The following is a 14,524-nucleotide window of genomic DNA, read 5'->3' on the forward strand; positions in this document are numbered from 1 at the left end:
AACCTTGGACTTAATGATGACTAGCAATATCACGTTATCGTTGGTTTGTGGTATTGTGGGCCAATGTTAAAATTTAAGTCTATATAACTCCTGCTATGCAAAATATTGCCCAACTGCTTGCTCAAGAATTGAATGTACGCCAACAACAGGTTGATGCCACCATCGCGCTACTTAATGATGGCGCCACAGTGCCCTTTATTGCTCGATATCGTAAAGAAGCAACCGGCGGCTTAGACGATACTCAACTACGCCAGCTGTATTCTCGTTTATCTTACCTAACTGAAATGAGCGACCGCCGCCAAGTTATCTTATCGAGCATTGATGCTCAGGGTAAGTTAACCCCAGCTTTAGCAAAGGCAATTAATGACGCTGATAGCAAAACTCGCCTTGAGGATTTGTATTTACCCTACAAGCCGAAACGCAGAACCAAGGGACAGATAGCTATAGAGGCGGGTATCGAGCCTTTGGTTGATGCCTTGCTGGCGGATCGCACCCTTGATATTGATGCCAAAGCTGCTGAATTTATTGATTCTGAAGCAGGTTTTGCCGATGCCAAAGCTGTCCAAGATGGCGCGCGATATATTCTTATGGAACGTTTTGCAGAAGATGCTGAGTTGCTGCTAAAAATCCGTCAACATTTAACCCAACAAGCTGTACTTGAAAGTAAAGTCATTAAAGGCAAAGAGAAAGAAGGTGCAAAATTTCGCGATTACTTTGAACAGAGTGAAGCGATTACCAAAGTGCCATCTCATCGAGCTTTAGCAATGCTACGTGGTCGTAATGAAGGTATTTTAAGTTTAAGCATTAATGCCGATCCTGACACTGAAGCAAGTCAAGGCAGTTATTGTGAGGTGATTATTGCGGATCACTTCAAACTTAACTTAACCGATTCGAGTGTGGATCAATGGTTAAAAACGGTCGTGACATCCACATGGCGGATTAAAATCGCCTTACAGATGGAAACCGAATTTATTGCCAAAATGCGTGAAAGTGCAGAAGAAGAAGCTATTAAAGTCTTTGCCCGTAACTTAGGCGATTTATTGATGGCAGCCCCTGCTGGCGCGAAAGCGACCATGGGATTAGACCCTGGTATTCGCACCGGTGTAAAAGTGGCTATTGTTGATAACACAGGCAAGTTAGTGGCTCACACGACGGTTTTCCCCCATGCGCCGCAAAACCTGTGGGATAAATCCATTAAAACCTTATCGAACCTGATTGGAATGCATAAGGTAGATATCATTGCCATTGGTAACGGTACAGGCTCGCGTGAGACAGACAAGTTAGCGGGCGAGTTAATTGCCATGGTGAAAGACAGTCATCCACGTTTAACCAAAGTCATGGTCAGTGAAGCAGGCGCCTCTGTGTACTCGGCATCTGAGTTTGCCGCGAATGAATTTCCTGATCTTGATGTGTCTATTCGTGGCGCAGTTTCAATCGCCCGTCGCTTACAAGACCCATTAGCTGAATTAGTGAAGATTGAACCTAAAGCCATTGGTGTTGGGCAATATCAGCATGATGTCAGTCAAAGTCAGTTATCTCAATCGTTAGAAGCTGTGGTAGAAGATTGCGTAAACAGTGTTGGTGTGGATTTAAACATGGCATCTGCGCCGTTATTAGCGCAGGTTGCGGGATTAAATAAAACCCTCGCCAAAAACGTCGTGGATTATCGTGACGAACATGGGCAATTTACTAACCGTAAGCAATTGTTGAAAGTCGCGCGTCTTGGCCCAAAAGCGTTTGAACAAGCCGCAGGATTCTTACGTATTCGTCAAGGTGATAACCCATTAGACGGCTCAGCTGTGCATCCAGAAGCTTATTCGATAGTTGAGGCCATCGCCGCAACATCAAAACACGATGTTGGCCAATTAATTGGTAATAGTGAATTGCTAAAGAGCATCAATGCTGCTCAATTTGTCACAGAATCATTTGGTCTGCCGACAATCACTGATATTCTTGCTGAACTCGATAAACCTGGACGCGACCCACGAGGTGAGTTTAAAACCGCAAATTTCAAAGATGGTGTAGAAGAGCTTAAAGATCTCAAGGTTGAGATGATCCTTGAAGGCGTGGTAACCAATGTGACTAACTTTGGTGCGTTTGTCGATGTTGGGGTGCATCAAGATGGTTTAGTGCATATCTCATCGCTTACCGATAAATTTGTTAGTGATCCTCATACCGTCGTAAAAGCGGGAGATGTGGTGAAGGTAAAAGTCATGGAAGTGGATATTGAGCGCCGCAGAGTCAGCTTAAGCATGCGTCTTGATGAAACGCCGCAACCATCATCAAACCAGGTCAATAAAACGCAACAGAATACGCAAGCTAAAAAGCCACAAGCGGTTAAAAAAGGCCAAAAGCCTGCTAATAGCTCTAAGGCACCCACCAATGCCGCAATGGGCAATGCCTTTGCCGACGCGTTTGCCAAAATGAAAAAATAAGTCACTGCAGTTAACCGGAATGATGATTTCGACAACATAAACTTCGCTTCGGCGGAGTTTATTTTTGTAGATTTAAAACATGACCATTTCACTTATTTTGACGCCTGCTTTTAAGCGCTACATTTCTAAAAATGAGTTTGCCATCAACATTTTATGAGGATAGGGAACGTCTGTGACAATGGCATAGTTGTTTAATAAAGGACAGCATGTGTTTGTTGCTGTGTTAGTTTTCCCTGTCTAAAATAATAATAAAAATTATCTGGCTAGTGAAACAATTGAATTATTAAGTTTATCTTAAGATTTATTGGTCATGCTCTGGCCAAGATGGTTTGCCTTGGATGTCATGTTGAAATTAATCTCTCGTTTACAAACTTATTGGAATTCAATTGAAGTTACCAAAGAAACATTGATTATTTTGTCTGCGTTGTATTTTGCAGTCGTTATCAATTTTCCTATCAATCAGCGCATTTTCGAGCTAACTACAGAAGGACACGGTTTTTTTTCATTTACGCCCGCCATTGTATTAACTGGCTTATTTATGCTGATTTTTAGCGTATTGTCTTCTCGTTTTATCTTTAAACCGCTAATGACGCTTTTATTGCTCACCTCTGCTGCGGCAATGTACGCCACCTTGAAATACAATGTGTTGTTTGACTACGCCATGATGGAAAACATTTTTGAAACCCATTCAGGTGAAGCGTTTTCTTATATCAATATCAGTTCGCTAGCGTACTTATTTGTTTTTGGTGTGTTGCCGGCTGGTTTTTTATGGCTCGTTAAAATAAAACCTACTACCAGTATCTTTAACACTTTTTTGCGTCGAGTTGCTGTAGGATTTACTGGGTTGATACTGGTGGGGGGGGTAGGGTTATTTTTCTATAAAGATTATGTCTCGGTTGGCCGCAATCATCATTATTTGAATAAAATGATCATACCTGCACATATCTTTAATACCGTTAAGTATCTAAATAATAATTATTTTACCGAAGCCTTACCTTATAAGGCGCGTGCAACTGATGCCAAGTTAGTTGCATCATCTGACACTAAGCCTACTTTATTTGTGTTAGTGGTGGGGGAAACCGCCCGTGCAAAAAATATGGCTTATTATGGCTATGAACGAAATACCAATCCTTATACGCAAGGGCTAGAATTAATTAAGGTCAATGATGTTACTTCGTGTGGTACAGCAACAGCGCATTCATTACCCTGTATGATGTCAGATCTAAACCACAGTAATTACAAGCGTGAACAGGCTAATTCCCAAGACAATGTTTTAGATGTGATGAAACAGGCTGGGGTTGATGTTGTTTGGTTTGAAAATGATGGCGGTGATAAAGAGGTGGCGGCTAGGCTGACAAAAGTAGATATTTCGACGTCTGAAGCTCAGGTTTTTTGCGATGGTTCGAGTTGTTATGATGAAATGTTAGTCGAAAAACTGTCGGCGTTTTTGAGCGACAAAATCACCAATCAAACGGTGACGCCTTTGACTAACCAAATGGTTGCTTTACATATCATAGGCAGTCACGGTCCCACCTATTTCAAGCGTTATCCAGCTGAGATGCAACGCTTTACACCAGCTTGTAATCGCGGTGATATTGAAAATTGTACCGATGAAGAAATCGTCAATGTTTACGACAATACCCTAGTCTATACCGATTACGTTTTAGCGAAAACTATTGCATTACTAGAGCAATATTCAAAACAATATCATGTCGCCTTGGTATATTTATCCGACCATGGAGAATCATTGGGCGAAAACGGTATTTATCTACATGGTACCCCTTACGCTTTCGCTCCAAGCGAGCAGATCTATGTGCCCTGGTTGATGTGGCTACCTGAAAACTATACCCAAGCGAAGCAATTAAGCCGAGAATGTATTATCAAACAAGCTGCTCGAGCCGGTCATTCCCATGATAATTTGTTCCATACATTATTAGGTTTGTACGGTGTTGAAACGCACTTGAAAAATCCTCTATTGGATATTAGCCACGAGTGTAAACTGAGCTAATAGAGCAATTATGTTGAGTTGAGGTGTGAATTTTTTCTCAAAGTGCAGATTGGGAACGCTCGACTCTGCCGTTATACCAAACAGAAAAACAGTCAGCATCTTTATTGTTTAGGCATGGAAAGTGCCAATAAAATAGCCCAAGTAAATCAATTTGATTTTCGTTTTGTGTCGGAGAATTTTATTGCATCACGTTTAGTTTTTCAGTGTCATCATTGCAGTTGACAGTTAAGGTTATGTAAATGTGATATTTATAAGAAGATAGTTGAACCTAATTTGGATTTTAACGTCTAATAAAAGATTAGATTATTCAATTGATTGATAAGTATAAAAGAGAGTTAATGACTCAAGAGAAGCATAAAATCATGATTAAAGGCACAGCCATGCTAACATCGCCATAACGCATCCTGTGTTGTAATACACAAACAAATAATAACAATGAAATACTGGAGTCATTTATGGGATTATTTTCCCTTCGGTCGAATACCGACTACATCAAATCCACAGGTATCCCAAATCAGCATCATAGCTTGAAAGCTATTATCATATTCGCATTAATCATTTTAGCAGTAACCACAGTTAGCCGCTTAGGGTTGTCATTGTGGCAAATAGAGCGAGTGAATGATGCACAAGGTTGGTCACATATTATTTTGCAAGGGTTGCGTGTTGATTTTGCAACCCTTTGTTGGTTATTAGGTCTTGCAGGCTTAGGCACAGCATTATTATCAGGCAAGCATGCTATTGGTAAATTGTGGACCGTATTGTTACGTATTTGGTTAACGCTAGGTTTATGGCTGATTGTTTTTCTTGAAATTTCTACACCATCATTTATTCAAGAATATGGGTTAAGGCCTAATCGCTTATATGTCGAATATTTGATTTATCCTAAAGAAGTACTGTCAATGTTGTGGGCTGGCAGAAAATTAGAGCTGTTATTAGCTTTAGTTGTTTCTGTTACTACGTTAATTGGTGGTTGGCGGTTATCTGGGTATTTCACTCGTAATGTTAGATTCCCCCGTTGGTATTGGCGTCCGGTGCTTGCGGTTATTGTTATTTGTATCACCATTTTAGGTGCGCGTTCCTCTCTTGGACATCGTCCATTAAACCCCTCATTGGTGGCGTTTTCAGATGATCCTTTAGTCAATTCATTACTGCTAAATTCAAGCTACTCATTAACATTTGCGATTAAGCAAATGGGCAATGAACAGGACGCCTCTAAAGTCTACGGTAAGTTAGAACAGCAGAAAATAATCGATATCATTCGCCAGCAAAGTGGCCGCTCTGTAGAGGCATTTACCTCTAATGAATTTCCAAGTCTGACCTTTAACCAAGCCACTTATCAAGGTAAGCCTAAAAATTTGGTGATTATTTTACAGGAGAGTCTAGGGGCAAGGTTTGTCGGCAGTTTGGGTGGATTACCCTTAACCCCGAGTATCGATGAGCTGTCATCTCAAGGTTGGTTTTTTGAAAATCTTTATGCTACAGGGACCCGTTCAGTGCGGGGTATTGAAGCCATCACCACGGGGTTTACCCCTACACCTGCAAGGGCAGTAGTGAAGTTAGGTAAAAGCCAAACTAACTTTTTTACTATCGCTGAATTATTGAAACGTCAGGGCTACTTAACCCAGTTTATTTATGGTGGTGAGAGCCATTTTGATAACATGCGCAGTTTCTTTTTAGGTAATGGCTTTAGCCAAATTATCGACCAAGACGACTATAAAAGCCCAGCGTTTGTGGCATCTTGGGGGGTTTCTGATGAAGATCTATTATTCAGGGCTCATGATGAATTTACTGAGATGCACAAACAGGGAAAACCGTTCTTTAGTTTAGTTTTTAGCTCTAGTAACCATGATCCATATGAGTTTCCTGATAACCGCATTGAACTGTATGAACAGCCGCAATACACCATGCACAATGCGGTCAAATATGCTGATTACGCTGTAGGTGAGTTTTTCAAGAAAGCCCAAAAAGCGGATTATTGGAACGATACACTGTTTCTGGTGGTTGCGGATCATGACAGTCGTGTAGGAGGGGCTAGCTTAGTGCCGATTTCACGCTTTAGAATTCCAGGGCTAATTTTGGGGGGTGGTGTTGAGGCCAAGCGCGATCCTAGGGTGGTTAGTCAAATCGATATGGCGCCAACCTTATTATCTATGATTGGAATATCAGGCAGTTACCCTATGTTGGGCCGAGATTTAACCCAGCAAGCCTCAGATTGGCAGGGAAGAGCGTTGATGCAGTATGATAAAAACTTTGCTCTTTTAGAAGGCAAAAACGTCACCATATTGCAACCCGAGCAAGCAGCAAAGAGCTTTGTGTATGACTTTAGCAAAGAAACATTAACGTCACGTGAGCTTGATACTCAACAGGCTGAAAATGCCTTAGGTTGGGCCTTATGGGGCAGTGCGGCTTATAATCAGCACTGGTTTAGTTTGCCTAAGCGAGAAGCTGTGACAGAAGTGCGTTAAGTATTGTTAGGTTTTGTGTTGGCCATAGTATTGGCTAACATGCTGGCGCACCAATTGAAAATAAGCAGCATCTTGTGTTGAGGCATGATTTGCTGCTTTTTTATTATGCGGCGCCGTGGTTTTTGTTTGTGTAGAGGTAGGCAGCTTGATGCGAATGTCTTTACGCTGAATTGTCGGTGAATTGCTGGCAATGACTCTTACGGGTTGGCTCTGCGGCGCTTGTTGAGCGGTTTGCTGCTGATTGCTGGAACCTTGTTGCTGCTTTTGCTCAACAATTTTATACGCTGGTGTACGCTCATTTTGTGGATTATAGGCGCGTTCAGGATGATTTTTGGTGGGTTGTTGCGGAGGAATGATTGGCGGCTTTTGTTGATTATCCACTCGTGCAAGATCCGTCGCAACATTACTGGTTGCTAAAGGTACCTGTGGATAGTGGGAATTAATCAACATAGTCAATCACCTTAGTCAGTATTTATGCATAAATACAACATCGAAAGATGGATGCGTTACCGACAATATGTTTGAATTATAGCCAATTGTATCAGGTTGTGAAAGTGAAATTAGGGCTTAAGCGTGTTGAGCCAGTGATTTATGTGCTCGATAAATAAGCTAGTATGTGAAATAAACGGTGCATGTGATGCTTTGGCTAAAATAATATCTTCCACATTTGTATTTTTTACCAGCATGTTTACTGCTTTCCGTGGCACTAATCCATCTAATTTCCCCCAAACTCTTAACCAGGGCTGCGTGATATTGGGCAGCTGAGATCGTAAATCAACTTCAGCCAGCATATCTAAACCCTGTTGCAAACTCGTCTCGCACGGTAACGGTTTTGCCAATACCAATGACTTTATTTTGAGGATATCCGTTTTAGCGGTCTCACTGCCCATTGCCTGAATCGCCAAAAAACGCTCTACGGTTTTTGGTAGGTTTTGGTGTAGCTGGCTGGAAAATTGTTCTAATACTTGCGGCGCAATACCTGGCCAAGGGTGAGGTGTCTCAGCCAAATGTTCCATAAAACAGGGGGATGAAGCTACAGTGATCAGGGCTTTTATTTTATCGGGAAAATTTAACGCAATTTGAGTGGCGACAAGACCGCCTAGAGACCAGCCTAACCAAATTGCATTATTTGGCAGCTGCTGAATTAGCGCAGAGGCCCAGTCTGAAATGTCACCTTTAATTATCGGGCTGTCACCAAAACCGGGCAAGTCAACGTAATGCACTCTATACTGACTTAGTGCCTGTTTTAACGGTTCAAATACCGCACCATTTACCCCCCAACCGTGTAGCAACACGATATCTTGGCCATTACCTATGGTATTGATATGCAGTTTAGGGTAGGTCAAATGCTTTGCCTCTATTTAATGGAATGAATAGTGAAAATGCGTAAAAAATTTTTCAATGACAACGAAAGTGACAAGGATGTTGGTATATCTTCCCTGCTTTGGCTGACAAAAATGCGTCAGTTATTGCATCATTTCAGCTTCGAATTGCGTCGCAGTTTACCTAACCGCTGCTTGCTGTGCCAGCAAAGGATCGATCAACAAGGTTATCAACAGACATTTCCACAGAGGATGTTAACCGGCATTTGCCAAACTTGTTTAGTCAGTGGCTTGTATCAAACAGAAGTGTGTTTAGGGTGTGCTAAACCCCTAACTCTGCTGCAAGAGTACTGCGGCAGATGTATGGTCAGTCTTCCTATTAAAGTAATAGCCCCATGCAGTTATCATCAGGGGTTGGGTCACTTGGTAAGTGCAATCAAGTATCAGCGCCAGATGGCTGCATTGAATGTATTGTCACAGCAATTGGCATACCGAATACAACAACTGGTGAACTACGGCCTAATTGATTTGCCACAGGTGATTATTCCGGTGCCATTACACACCAATCGATTACGTCAGCGAGGCTTTAATCAGGCCTGGCTGATTGCAAAGCAATTGAGCGATTTGTTGGATATCCCTATGGATGATGAATATATTTTTCGATGCCAAGACACTACGCCGCAAGCTGGACTGGATGGTAAACAGCGACGGGATAACTGTCATCAGGCGTTTGCTCTTAAAGTACAGCAACAACCTTTAAATACTGGTGGAACCCTTGCCCCATATCAACATGTGGCGATTGTCGATGATGTGGTGACGACGGGGACAACTGTGAATGAGATTGCCATATTATTAAAGCAGCATCACATTGCCACTCAGGCATGGTGCCTCGCCCGCGCGGAAGCACCTGAGTTACGTGAGTCGCTTTAAGGTGCTGCTTGGATAAAATATAAGGCATTGGCGTAGACTTTATCGCTGCCTAACCAGATATTTCTGAACATCATATTATCGGCTAATCCCACAATCGCCCCCTTGCCTTTTCGTTCCACTATCATGGCAGGCTTGTTAGCAAAGGCGCGTTGATATTCCTGTGCCATATACCCACTAGACAATAATTTATCTTGATATTGTCCCGCAACGGTAAAGGGAGCTGAATGGGTTTCAAATGCCAATGGTTTGTTTTTCATCACTGCGACCGTGCTTGGCATACCAAAGGTTAACGGATGGGATGAGTCTACTGCCAGGTTAACAATGGCGCCGCCAATATGCTGCTTAGCTTTAAAGGCGGCCTGATCGCTAAAGCGTAAGCCATCACTGTTAAACAGTTTGCTGTAATAACGCTCTGTTTGCACTTCCTGAGTTAACACATTACGTTTATTAAGCCATGTTAACGCCGCTTTTTGGGCGATAATTACGCCACCATTTTGTACAAATTGTCCGAGCTTACGGGCGCTAATATCATTCATGCTGCTAAAGTGACCTTCAGTCATAAATACATGGGTATAACGGCTTAAATCAAGGTCATTGATACGTTCTGCATTTACCAAGCTAACGGGGACAGAGAGTTTTTTATCTAAGTGATACCAAATTTCACCAACTTCAAAAGCATCACTGCCATAGCCACTAATGATCATTGGGACGACAGGTTTGATGGTGATGAAATCGTCAGAACCTAAGTCGATGCCGGTAAAGTTAGCTGAACTTGTGGTAGCGATAACGTCCACTTGCCATTGAGTTGCGGCTTCCCAGGTGAGTTGTCTCACCTCGGCTATGCTTTTTCCAGTTTGTTTTAAGGGAATTTGTATACTGCCAGCAACAAATTTTTTCTGAATCGTCTGATCGTTTTGTGTTTGCTGTAGACTAAATTCTTGATTAGCAAACTTAACCTGCACACCTTTTGCGACTAATTGATGGACAAATCCACTGGCGGGTGATTGTTGCCAATTAACCAATAACGCGACGCTGTTTTGTGGCCATGGTGGCGCGGCGCTGTTATTCAATTTAAGCTGATGATATTGCATCGGACGACTTGTTAGCACATCAATATCTGGAGTGACATTCGGCACCACATTTAACCCTAAAGCTGATTCAATATCCCAGGTAGAAATATCGTAAAAAGTAGGATCTTTAAAATCGGTTCGTTTATCAAACAGTGCACTCAGTAATGCTTGCTGCGGCTGATTATCAGCAACAAAAATACTGTCCAGAGGGCGATACTCTTGCCCTGAATGGAATAATGACTTGGTTAGGTAATTAAATTGGATGTGATGCTGGCTGAATAAATTAATCAGCTCATCACGACGAGCGGGATCGTTTAATGCGCGAATTAAGCGGCCTTTACTGCGCACTTGGTCTTCGGGTTGTTTGTCGCTGAAAAACTCGGCTTGGTAATCGATAAGTGCTTGTTTGAGGGCAAATGCTCCCTGCACACTTGAAATCGAAGTGGCAAAATGGTTCGCTATACCGGTTTGAAAAGTGACAGTGCCATTAGCCGAGGCTTGTGCTTGCCCTCGGGCGCTAGCCTGTTCAAATAATACGCCTACCGAGCCATTGATGTCGGGGTAAGTCGAACCTTTTCCATAGAAGAAATCATCAAATAACTGACCACTAAAATACACCTGCTTGGCCTCATCTAGGGCTTTGCGGTGAAAATCGGCGAGTTTTTCGGTGAGTTCATGATTTGCTTTTGGGGTTAATGGATAGATGCGGTCTACCACTCCTGGTTGAAAAAAGTAAGATTGGTTATGCCACATTTCATGAAAGTCACCTACATAGTGTGGCTGCCATTTATGGAAAAATGCTACGCGACCTTGCGACTCTTTATGGCGTAAAAACAACCAGTCACGGTTTAAATCCGCAAAGTAATGGTTGCCTCTGCCCGTTGGCCAATCTTGCCAATGCTCACGATGGTTTTCATCGGTAACAAGAGTTTGACCTTGATGATTGTTTGCCCAGGTCGCAAAACGGTCAAATCCATCGGGGTTTTGGCTTGGGGTGATCAACACTACAGCCTGTTCTAATAACTGCTTCACCCAAGGTTCTTGGCTTGCGGCTAAATAATAGCTAAAAGCGAGTGCTGCATGGGCACCGCTTGCTTCGTCACCATGAATTGAATATGCCAGCCAAATGACCAGAGGCCCTTGTTGGGAAGTCCCTTGTTTTACTTGACTGCGTTGCTGCAAAATCTGGATTAAATTTCGCTGGTTTTTGTCTGAGGTAATTACAGCGGTGAGCTGATCACGGGCTTCATGACTTAAACCTGCGCTATCTAATGAGACTCGTGGACTTTGATTGGCCAAGGTTTTTAGATAGAAATTGATTTGATCATGACGCAAATGCCACTCACCAAGCGGATATCCTAAAAAGGCTTCTGGAGAGGTTACATTTTTATCCAGTTGAATGTTGCCCATTGCTAAATCAAGTTTAGATGGTGCTGGTTGAGCACTCAGCGATGCACTCAGAATTAAGCTGGTGAGTAGTAAGCACAATAAACGAATAAAAGTCATGGTAATCAACATCAATAAATCAAGCCAGAATGGCTTAACCTTAATGCCAAATGGCGATAAGTGCCATTAAAAGGGTGTGATTTATCGCATTTTTTCGACAACAAACCACTATGAGGGCTACAAACAAAATGCAACACGGAGTATCATAGCGCTAATTCTTACTAATTTACTCAGGTATACCCTGACGGAGCAGGTTTTATGATTACCATTTCCGAAGCAGCTCAGGCGCATTTTGTTAAATTGTTAGCTGATCAAGCCGAAGGCACGCATATTCGTGTGTTTGTTATCAGCCCTGGTACCGCGCAAGCTGAATGTGGCGTATCTTATTGCCCACCAGATGCGGTAGAAGATGATGACATGGAATTACCTTTCAATGGTTTCAAGGCTATGGTTGATGAGAAAAGTGTGCCTTTTCTACAAGAAGCCACCATTGACTATGTTTCTGATCAAATGGGTTCGCAGTTAACTTTAAAAGCCCCAAATGCCAAAATGCGCAAAGTGGCTGATGATGCGCCATTAACCGAGCGTATTGAATACGTTATTCAATCTGAAATTAACCCACAGCTTGCTAGCCATGGCGGCAATATTATGTTGGTTGAAATTTCATCAGAAGGTGTGGCAGTACTTCAATTTGGTGGTGGCTGTAATGGTTGCTCACAAGTTGACATTACTTTAAAGGATGGGATCGAGAAGCAGTTACTTGATATGTTCCCAGGTGAATTAACGGGCGTGCGTGACGTAACCGATCACCAGCATGGCGAGCATTCTTACGCATAATGATACGAGTCTGTTCGATAAAAACGCGCCAAAAGGGCGCGTTTTTTTGTTTCAAACAACCTTGGTGTTACAGTATCAATATATCGTTTTAACAAGGGAGATAGCATTGTTTAGCATAAGTAAAAAGCAGCGCGGCTTTACACTCATCGAGTTAGTAGTGGTAATTATTGTGTTGGCGATTTTAGCTGTTATTGCTGCGCAGAAATTTCTCGACATTAAACGTGATGCCGCCATCAGTGATGTGAAAGCAACCGCAGCGGCTTACCAACAGAGTTTAACGTTTGTGCATACTCGTTGGCAGATCCTTGGCAATCAGGGCGCGATGAATGATTTACCGGGTTTTGGTAATAATGATCTCGACATTAATTCGTTTGGTTACCCTATTGGGTCAGATAAAGGTAATCCGATGGGCCAACCTAAAAATATTGGTCGTGGCCAGCAAGGGTGTGTGGATTTATGGAATGGACTGTTAACAACCCCACCTTCGGTGGCGATTGCCAATAGTAATAATGATAGTGATAGTGATTATGAATCATATCGTCATCAAGCTGACGTAAACCCAGATGGTCAAACCCAATGTACTTATGTCTTGAGAACCTTGGGTGATAGTGGCAATCGAAATCAGGCAGAGATTAAAATTGTTTATGATTCTATCGCTGGAACAGCACAAGCCGTCATCAAAAATTAAATTATAGTCAATGAGAAATAGCGGCCCATTGGCCGCTATTTAACTAGGCGTAACAGCTATTAACGTGTAGCCGTTTTCGACTTAAAGGTTCTTCTATAAAAAGTGACGGTACTGAATAGCAAAATAAATATCGCCACAATAGAGATAGATGTAATTAATACTACATAGCTAAGTGGCATGTTTAGCGCATCGTGCAACGGTCTAACAAAACTAGCAATTCTTCCTGATAGTGCACGGTCACTGTATTTTAATGCCGATTCTATTTTACCTGTGTTGTAGTTCATGGTGATATTATCGGCCTGTCTTAACCACACATCGCTGTGGCTATCAAAGCGAATGCTATAGATCAAATCTGCAGGTTCGATGCTTTCGTCTGCCGAAACCCTAGGCTTATTAACCGACACTAGTATGGCTTGTGGCCATAAACGTTGTGCTGTTTCGAGTTGGCTGAGCCAGTCATTAGGTTTGCTGCTAGGGTAGCTTAGTGTTTCTTCTGCTTGGTGTTGTAAATGGCCGGTCCACAGTCCTTTATAAGTAATTAAAAAACCACTAAGACATAAGATAAATAATGGCACAGAAATAAATAAACCTAATTGGATATGGCTCTTTACCAAGCTGCTTGAGCGCGTATCAGTTGGAATGCTGTGCTTTAATCTAAATCCTTTACGTACCCGCCACCATAAATATATGCCAACTAATGTAATGACTCCGCCAGCCAAAGAGGCACAGGCATTGGTATATTTGCCCACATCGTCCAATAAAAAATTACGGTGTAACCAAAACATTGTGCTGTAGAACGCAATATCATGGTTGGCATGTATCGCTAATTCATTCAATTGAGTATCAAGTGCGATAGATTTACCACGTGTGGCGGCTTCAATATATGGGGTATGCTCAGTTGGAAAACGCACAGAGCTCATTTGTGGATAGCGTTCAAATATGGTTTGTAGTATTTGTGCTTTTTCAACGGTGTTGAGTGCAACAAAGGTTTGTCCGTGATCATCTATACGTTTAAGTATGTCCATGCCACCCAGGTATACCCCAGTTGTCAGCACAATAAGCATTGTGATACTGATAAAAAAACCTACCCAGTTATGAAACCATTTTAAAGCTGGTACTACTTTCATATTTTACTTTCTCAACGTGTTATAGCGCTTATTGATGAACGCATGAAATTGCTTAGCGACAAGGCGATGTTGGTCGTCACGAATGTTATTTTCGAGAATGATAATTAATCTCATTTAATTCATCAATTAAAGAAGTGTAAAGATGGGTAAAAATGTGAAGCAATCGAATGTATGGCCTAATGTAATCACCCAGAAC

The 14,524-nt window shown here is 42.2% G+C and carries 10 protein-coding genes; 6 read left to right on the forward strand and 4 right to left on the reverse strand.

Annotated elements, in window-relative coordinates; all coding sequences use genetic code 11:
• Nucleotides 1-95 precede the first annotated feature (95 nt).
• The 3 genes from NE535_RS10565 to NE535_RS10575 all read left to right on the forward strand — a co-directional run bounded on the left by NE535_RS10565 (nucleotide 96) and on the right by NE535_RS10575 (nucleotide 6,908).
• On the forward strand, nucleotides 96-2,435 hold the full coding sequence (locus tag NE535_RS10565; protein WP_261298608.1) for a Tex family protein: 2,340 nt from the start codon (nucleotides 96-98) through the stop codon (nucleotides 2,433-2,435).
• Nucleotides 2,436-2,778: 343 nt separating this feature from the next.
• Nucleotides 2,779-4,443, forward strand: coding sequence for a phosphoethanolamine transferase (locus NE535_RS10570; protein WP_261298609.1), 1,665 nt, complete (start codon nucleotides 2,779-2,781; stop codon nucleotides 4,441-4,443).
• A 455-nt stretch (nucleotides 4,444-4,898) separates the two neighbouring features.
• Nucleotides 4,899-6,908, forward strand: coding sequence for an LTA synthase family protein (locus NE535_RS10575; protein WP_261298610.1), 2,010 nt, complete (start codon nucleotides 4,899-4,901; stop codon nucleotides 6,906-6,908).
• A 6-nt stretch (nucleotides 6,909-6,914) separates the two neighbouring features.
• Here the strand turns inward: NE535_RS10575 and NE535_RS10580 are convergent, their stop codons facing one another.
• Both NE535_RS10580 and bioH read right to left on the reverse strand, forming a co-directional pair.
• Nucleotides 6,915-7,358: a hypothetical protein gene (locus NE535_RS10580; RefSeq protein WP_261298611.1), complete on the reverse strand. Its 444-nt coding sequence runs from the start codon at nucleotides 7,356-7,358 to the stop codon at nucleotides 6,915-6,917.
• A gap of 110 nt (nucleotides 7,359-7,468) precedes the next feature.
• The gene (bioH, locus tag NE535_RS10585) at nucleotides 7,469-8,254 is read right to left on the reverse strand and encodes a pimeloyl-ACP methyl ester esterase BioH (protein ID WP_261298612.1); all 786 of its coding nucleotides are present in this window, start codon (nucleotides 8,252-8,254) and stop codon (nucleotides 7,469-7,471) included.
• A 36-nt stretch (nucleotides 8,255-8,290) separates the two neighbouring features.
• Here bioH and NE535_RS10590 point away from each other — a divergent pair, with 36 nt between their 5' ends.
• Nucleotides 8,291-9,160: a ComF family protein gene (locus tag NE535_RS10590; protein WP_261298613.1), complete on the forward strand. Its 870-nt coding sequence runs from the start codon at nucleotides 8,291-8,293 to the stop codon at nucleotides 9,158-9,160.
• Here the strand turns inward: NE535_RS10590 and NE535_RS10595 are convergent.
• Nucleotides 9,157-11,736 (reverse strand): M14 family zinc carboxypeptidase, encoded by a 2,580-nt coding sequence (locus NE535_RS10595; RefSeq protein WP_261298614.1) that lies wholly within the window; start codon nucleotides 11,734-11,736, stop codon nucleotides 9,157-9,159. The genes NE535_RS10590 and NE535_RS10595 overlap by 4 nt on opposite strands.
• Nucleotides 11,737-11,934: 198 nt before the next feature.
• Between NE535_RS10595 and nfuA the strand changes: the two genes are divergently transcribed.
• Nucleotides 11,935-12,513: a Fe-S biogenesis protein NfuA gene (nfuA, locus tag NE535_RS10600; protein WP_261298615.1), complete on the forward strand. Its 579-nt coding sequence runs from the start codon at nucleotides 11,935-11,937 to the stop codon at nucleotides 12,511-12,513.
• A 106-nt stretch (nucleotides 12,514-12,619) separates the two neighbouring features.
• A complete protein-coding gene (locus NE535_RS10605) occupies nucleotides 12,620-13,201 on the forward strand; it encodes a prepilin-type N-terminal cleavage/methylation domain-containing protein (protein WP_261298616.1) in 582 nt (193 codons plus the stop codon).
• 59 nt (nucleotides 13,202-13,260) lie between these two features.
• On the opposite strand, the gene NE535_RS10610 is transcribed toward NE535_RS10605, so the two are convergent.
• On the reverse strand, nucleotides 13,261-14,328 hold the full coding sequence (locus NE535_RS10610; protein WP_261298617.1) for a PepSY-associated TM helix domain-containing protein: 1,068 nt from the start codon (nucleotides 14,326-14,328) through the stop codon (nucleotides 13,261-13,263).
• Nucleotides 14,329-14,524 lie beyond the last annotated feature (196 nt).

The sequence above is a fragment of the Shewanella holmiensis genome, from assembly GCF_025370255.1.
GTDB classification, from domain to species: Bacteria; Pseudomonadota; Gammaproteobacteria; order Enterobacterales; family Shewanellaceae; genus Shewanella; species Shewanella holmiensis.

What these genes read in the sequence shown, in the direction of transcription:
- NE535_RS10565 (WP_261298608.1), top strand. Translation starts at nt 96, where the DNA reads ATGCAAAATATTGCCCAACTGCTTGCTCAAGAATTGAATGTACGCCAA.
- NE535_RS10570 (WP_261298609.1), top strand. Translation starts at nt 2,779, where the DNA reads ATGTTGAAATTAATCTCTCGTTTACAAACTTATTGGAATTCAATTGAA.
- NE535_RS10575 (WP_261298610.1), top strand. Translation starts at nt 4,899, where the DNA reads ATGGGATTATTTTCCCTTCGGTCGAATACCGACTACATCAAATCCACA.
- NE535_RS10580 (WP_261298611.1), bottom strand. Translation starts at nt 7,358, where the DNA reads ATGTTGATTAATTCCCACTATCCACAGGTACCTTTAGCAACCAGTAAT.
- NE535_RS10590 (WP_261298613.1), top strand. Translation starts at nt 8,291, where the DNA reads ATGCGTAAAAAATTTTTCAATGACAACGAAAGTGACAAGGATGTTGGT.
- NE535_RS10595 (WP_261298614.1), bottom strand. Translation starts at nt 11,736, where the DNA reads ATGACTTTTATTCGTTTATTGTGCTTACTACTCACCAGCTTAATTCTG.
- nfuA (WP_261298615.1), top strand. Translation starts at nt 11,935, where the DNA reads ATGATTACCATTTCCGAAGCAGCTCAGGCGCATTTTGTTAAATTGTTA.
- NE535_RS10610 (WP_261298617.1), bottom strand. Translation starts at nt 14,328, where the DNA reads ATGAAAGTAGTACCAGCTTTAAAATGGTTTCATAACTGGGTAGGTTTT.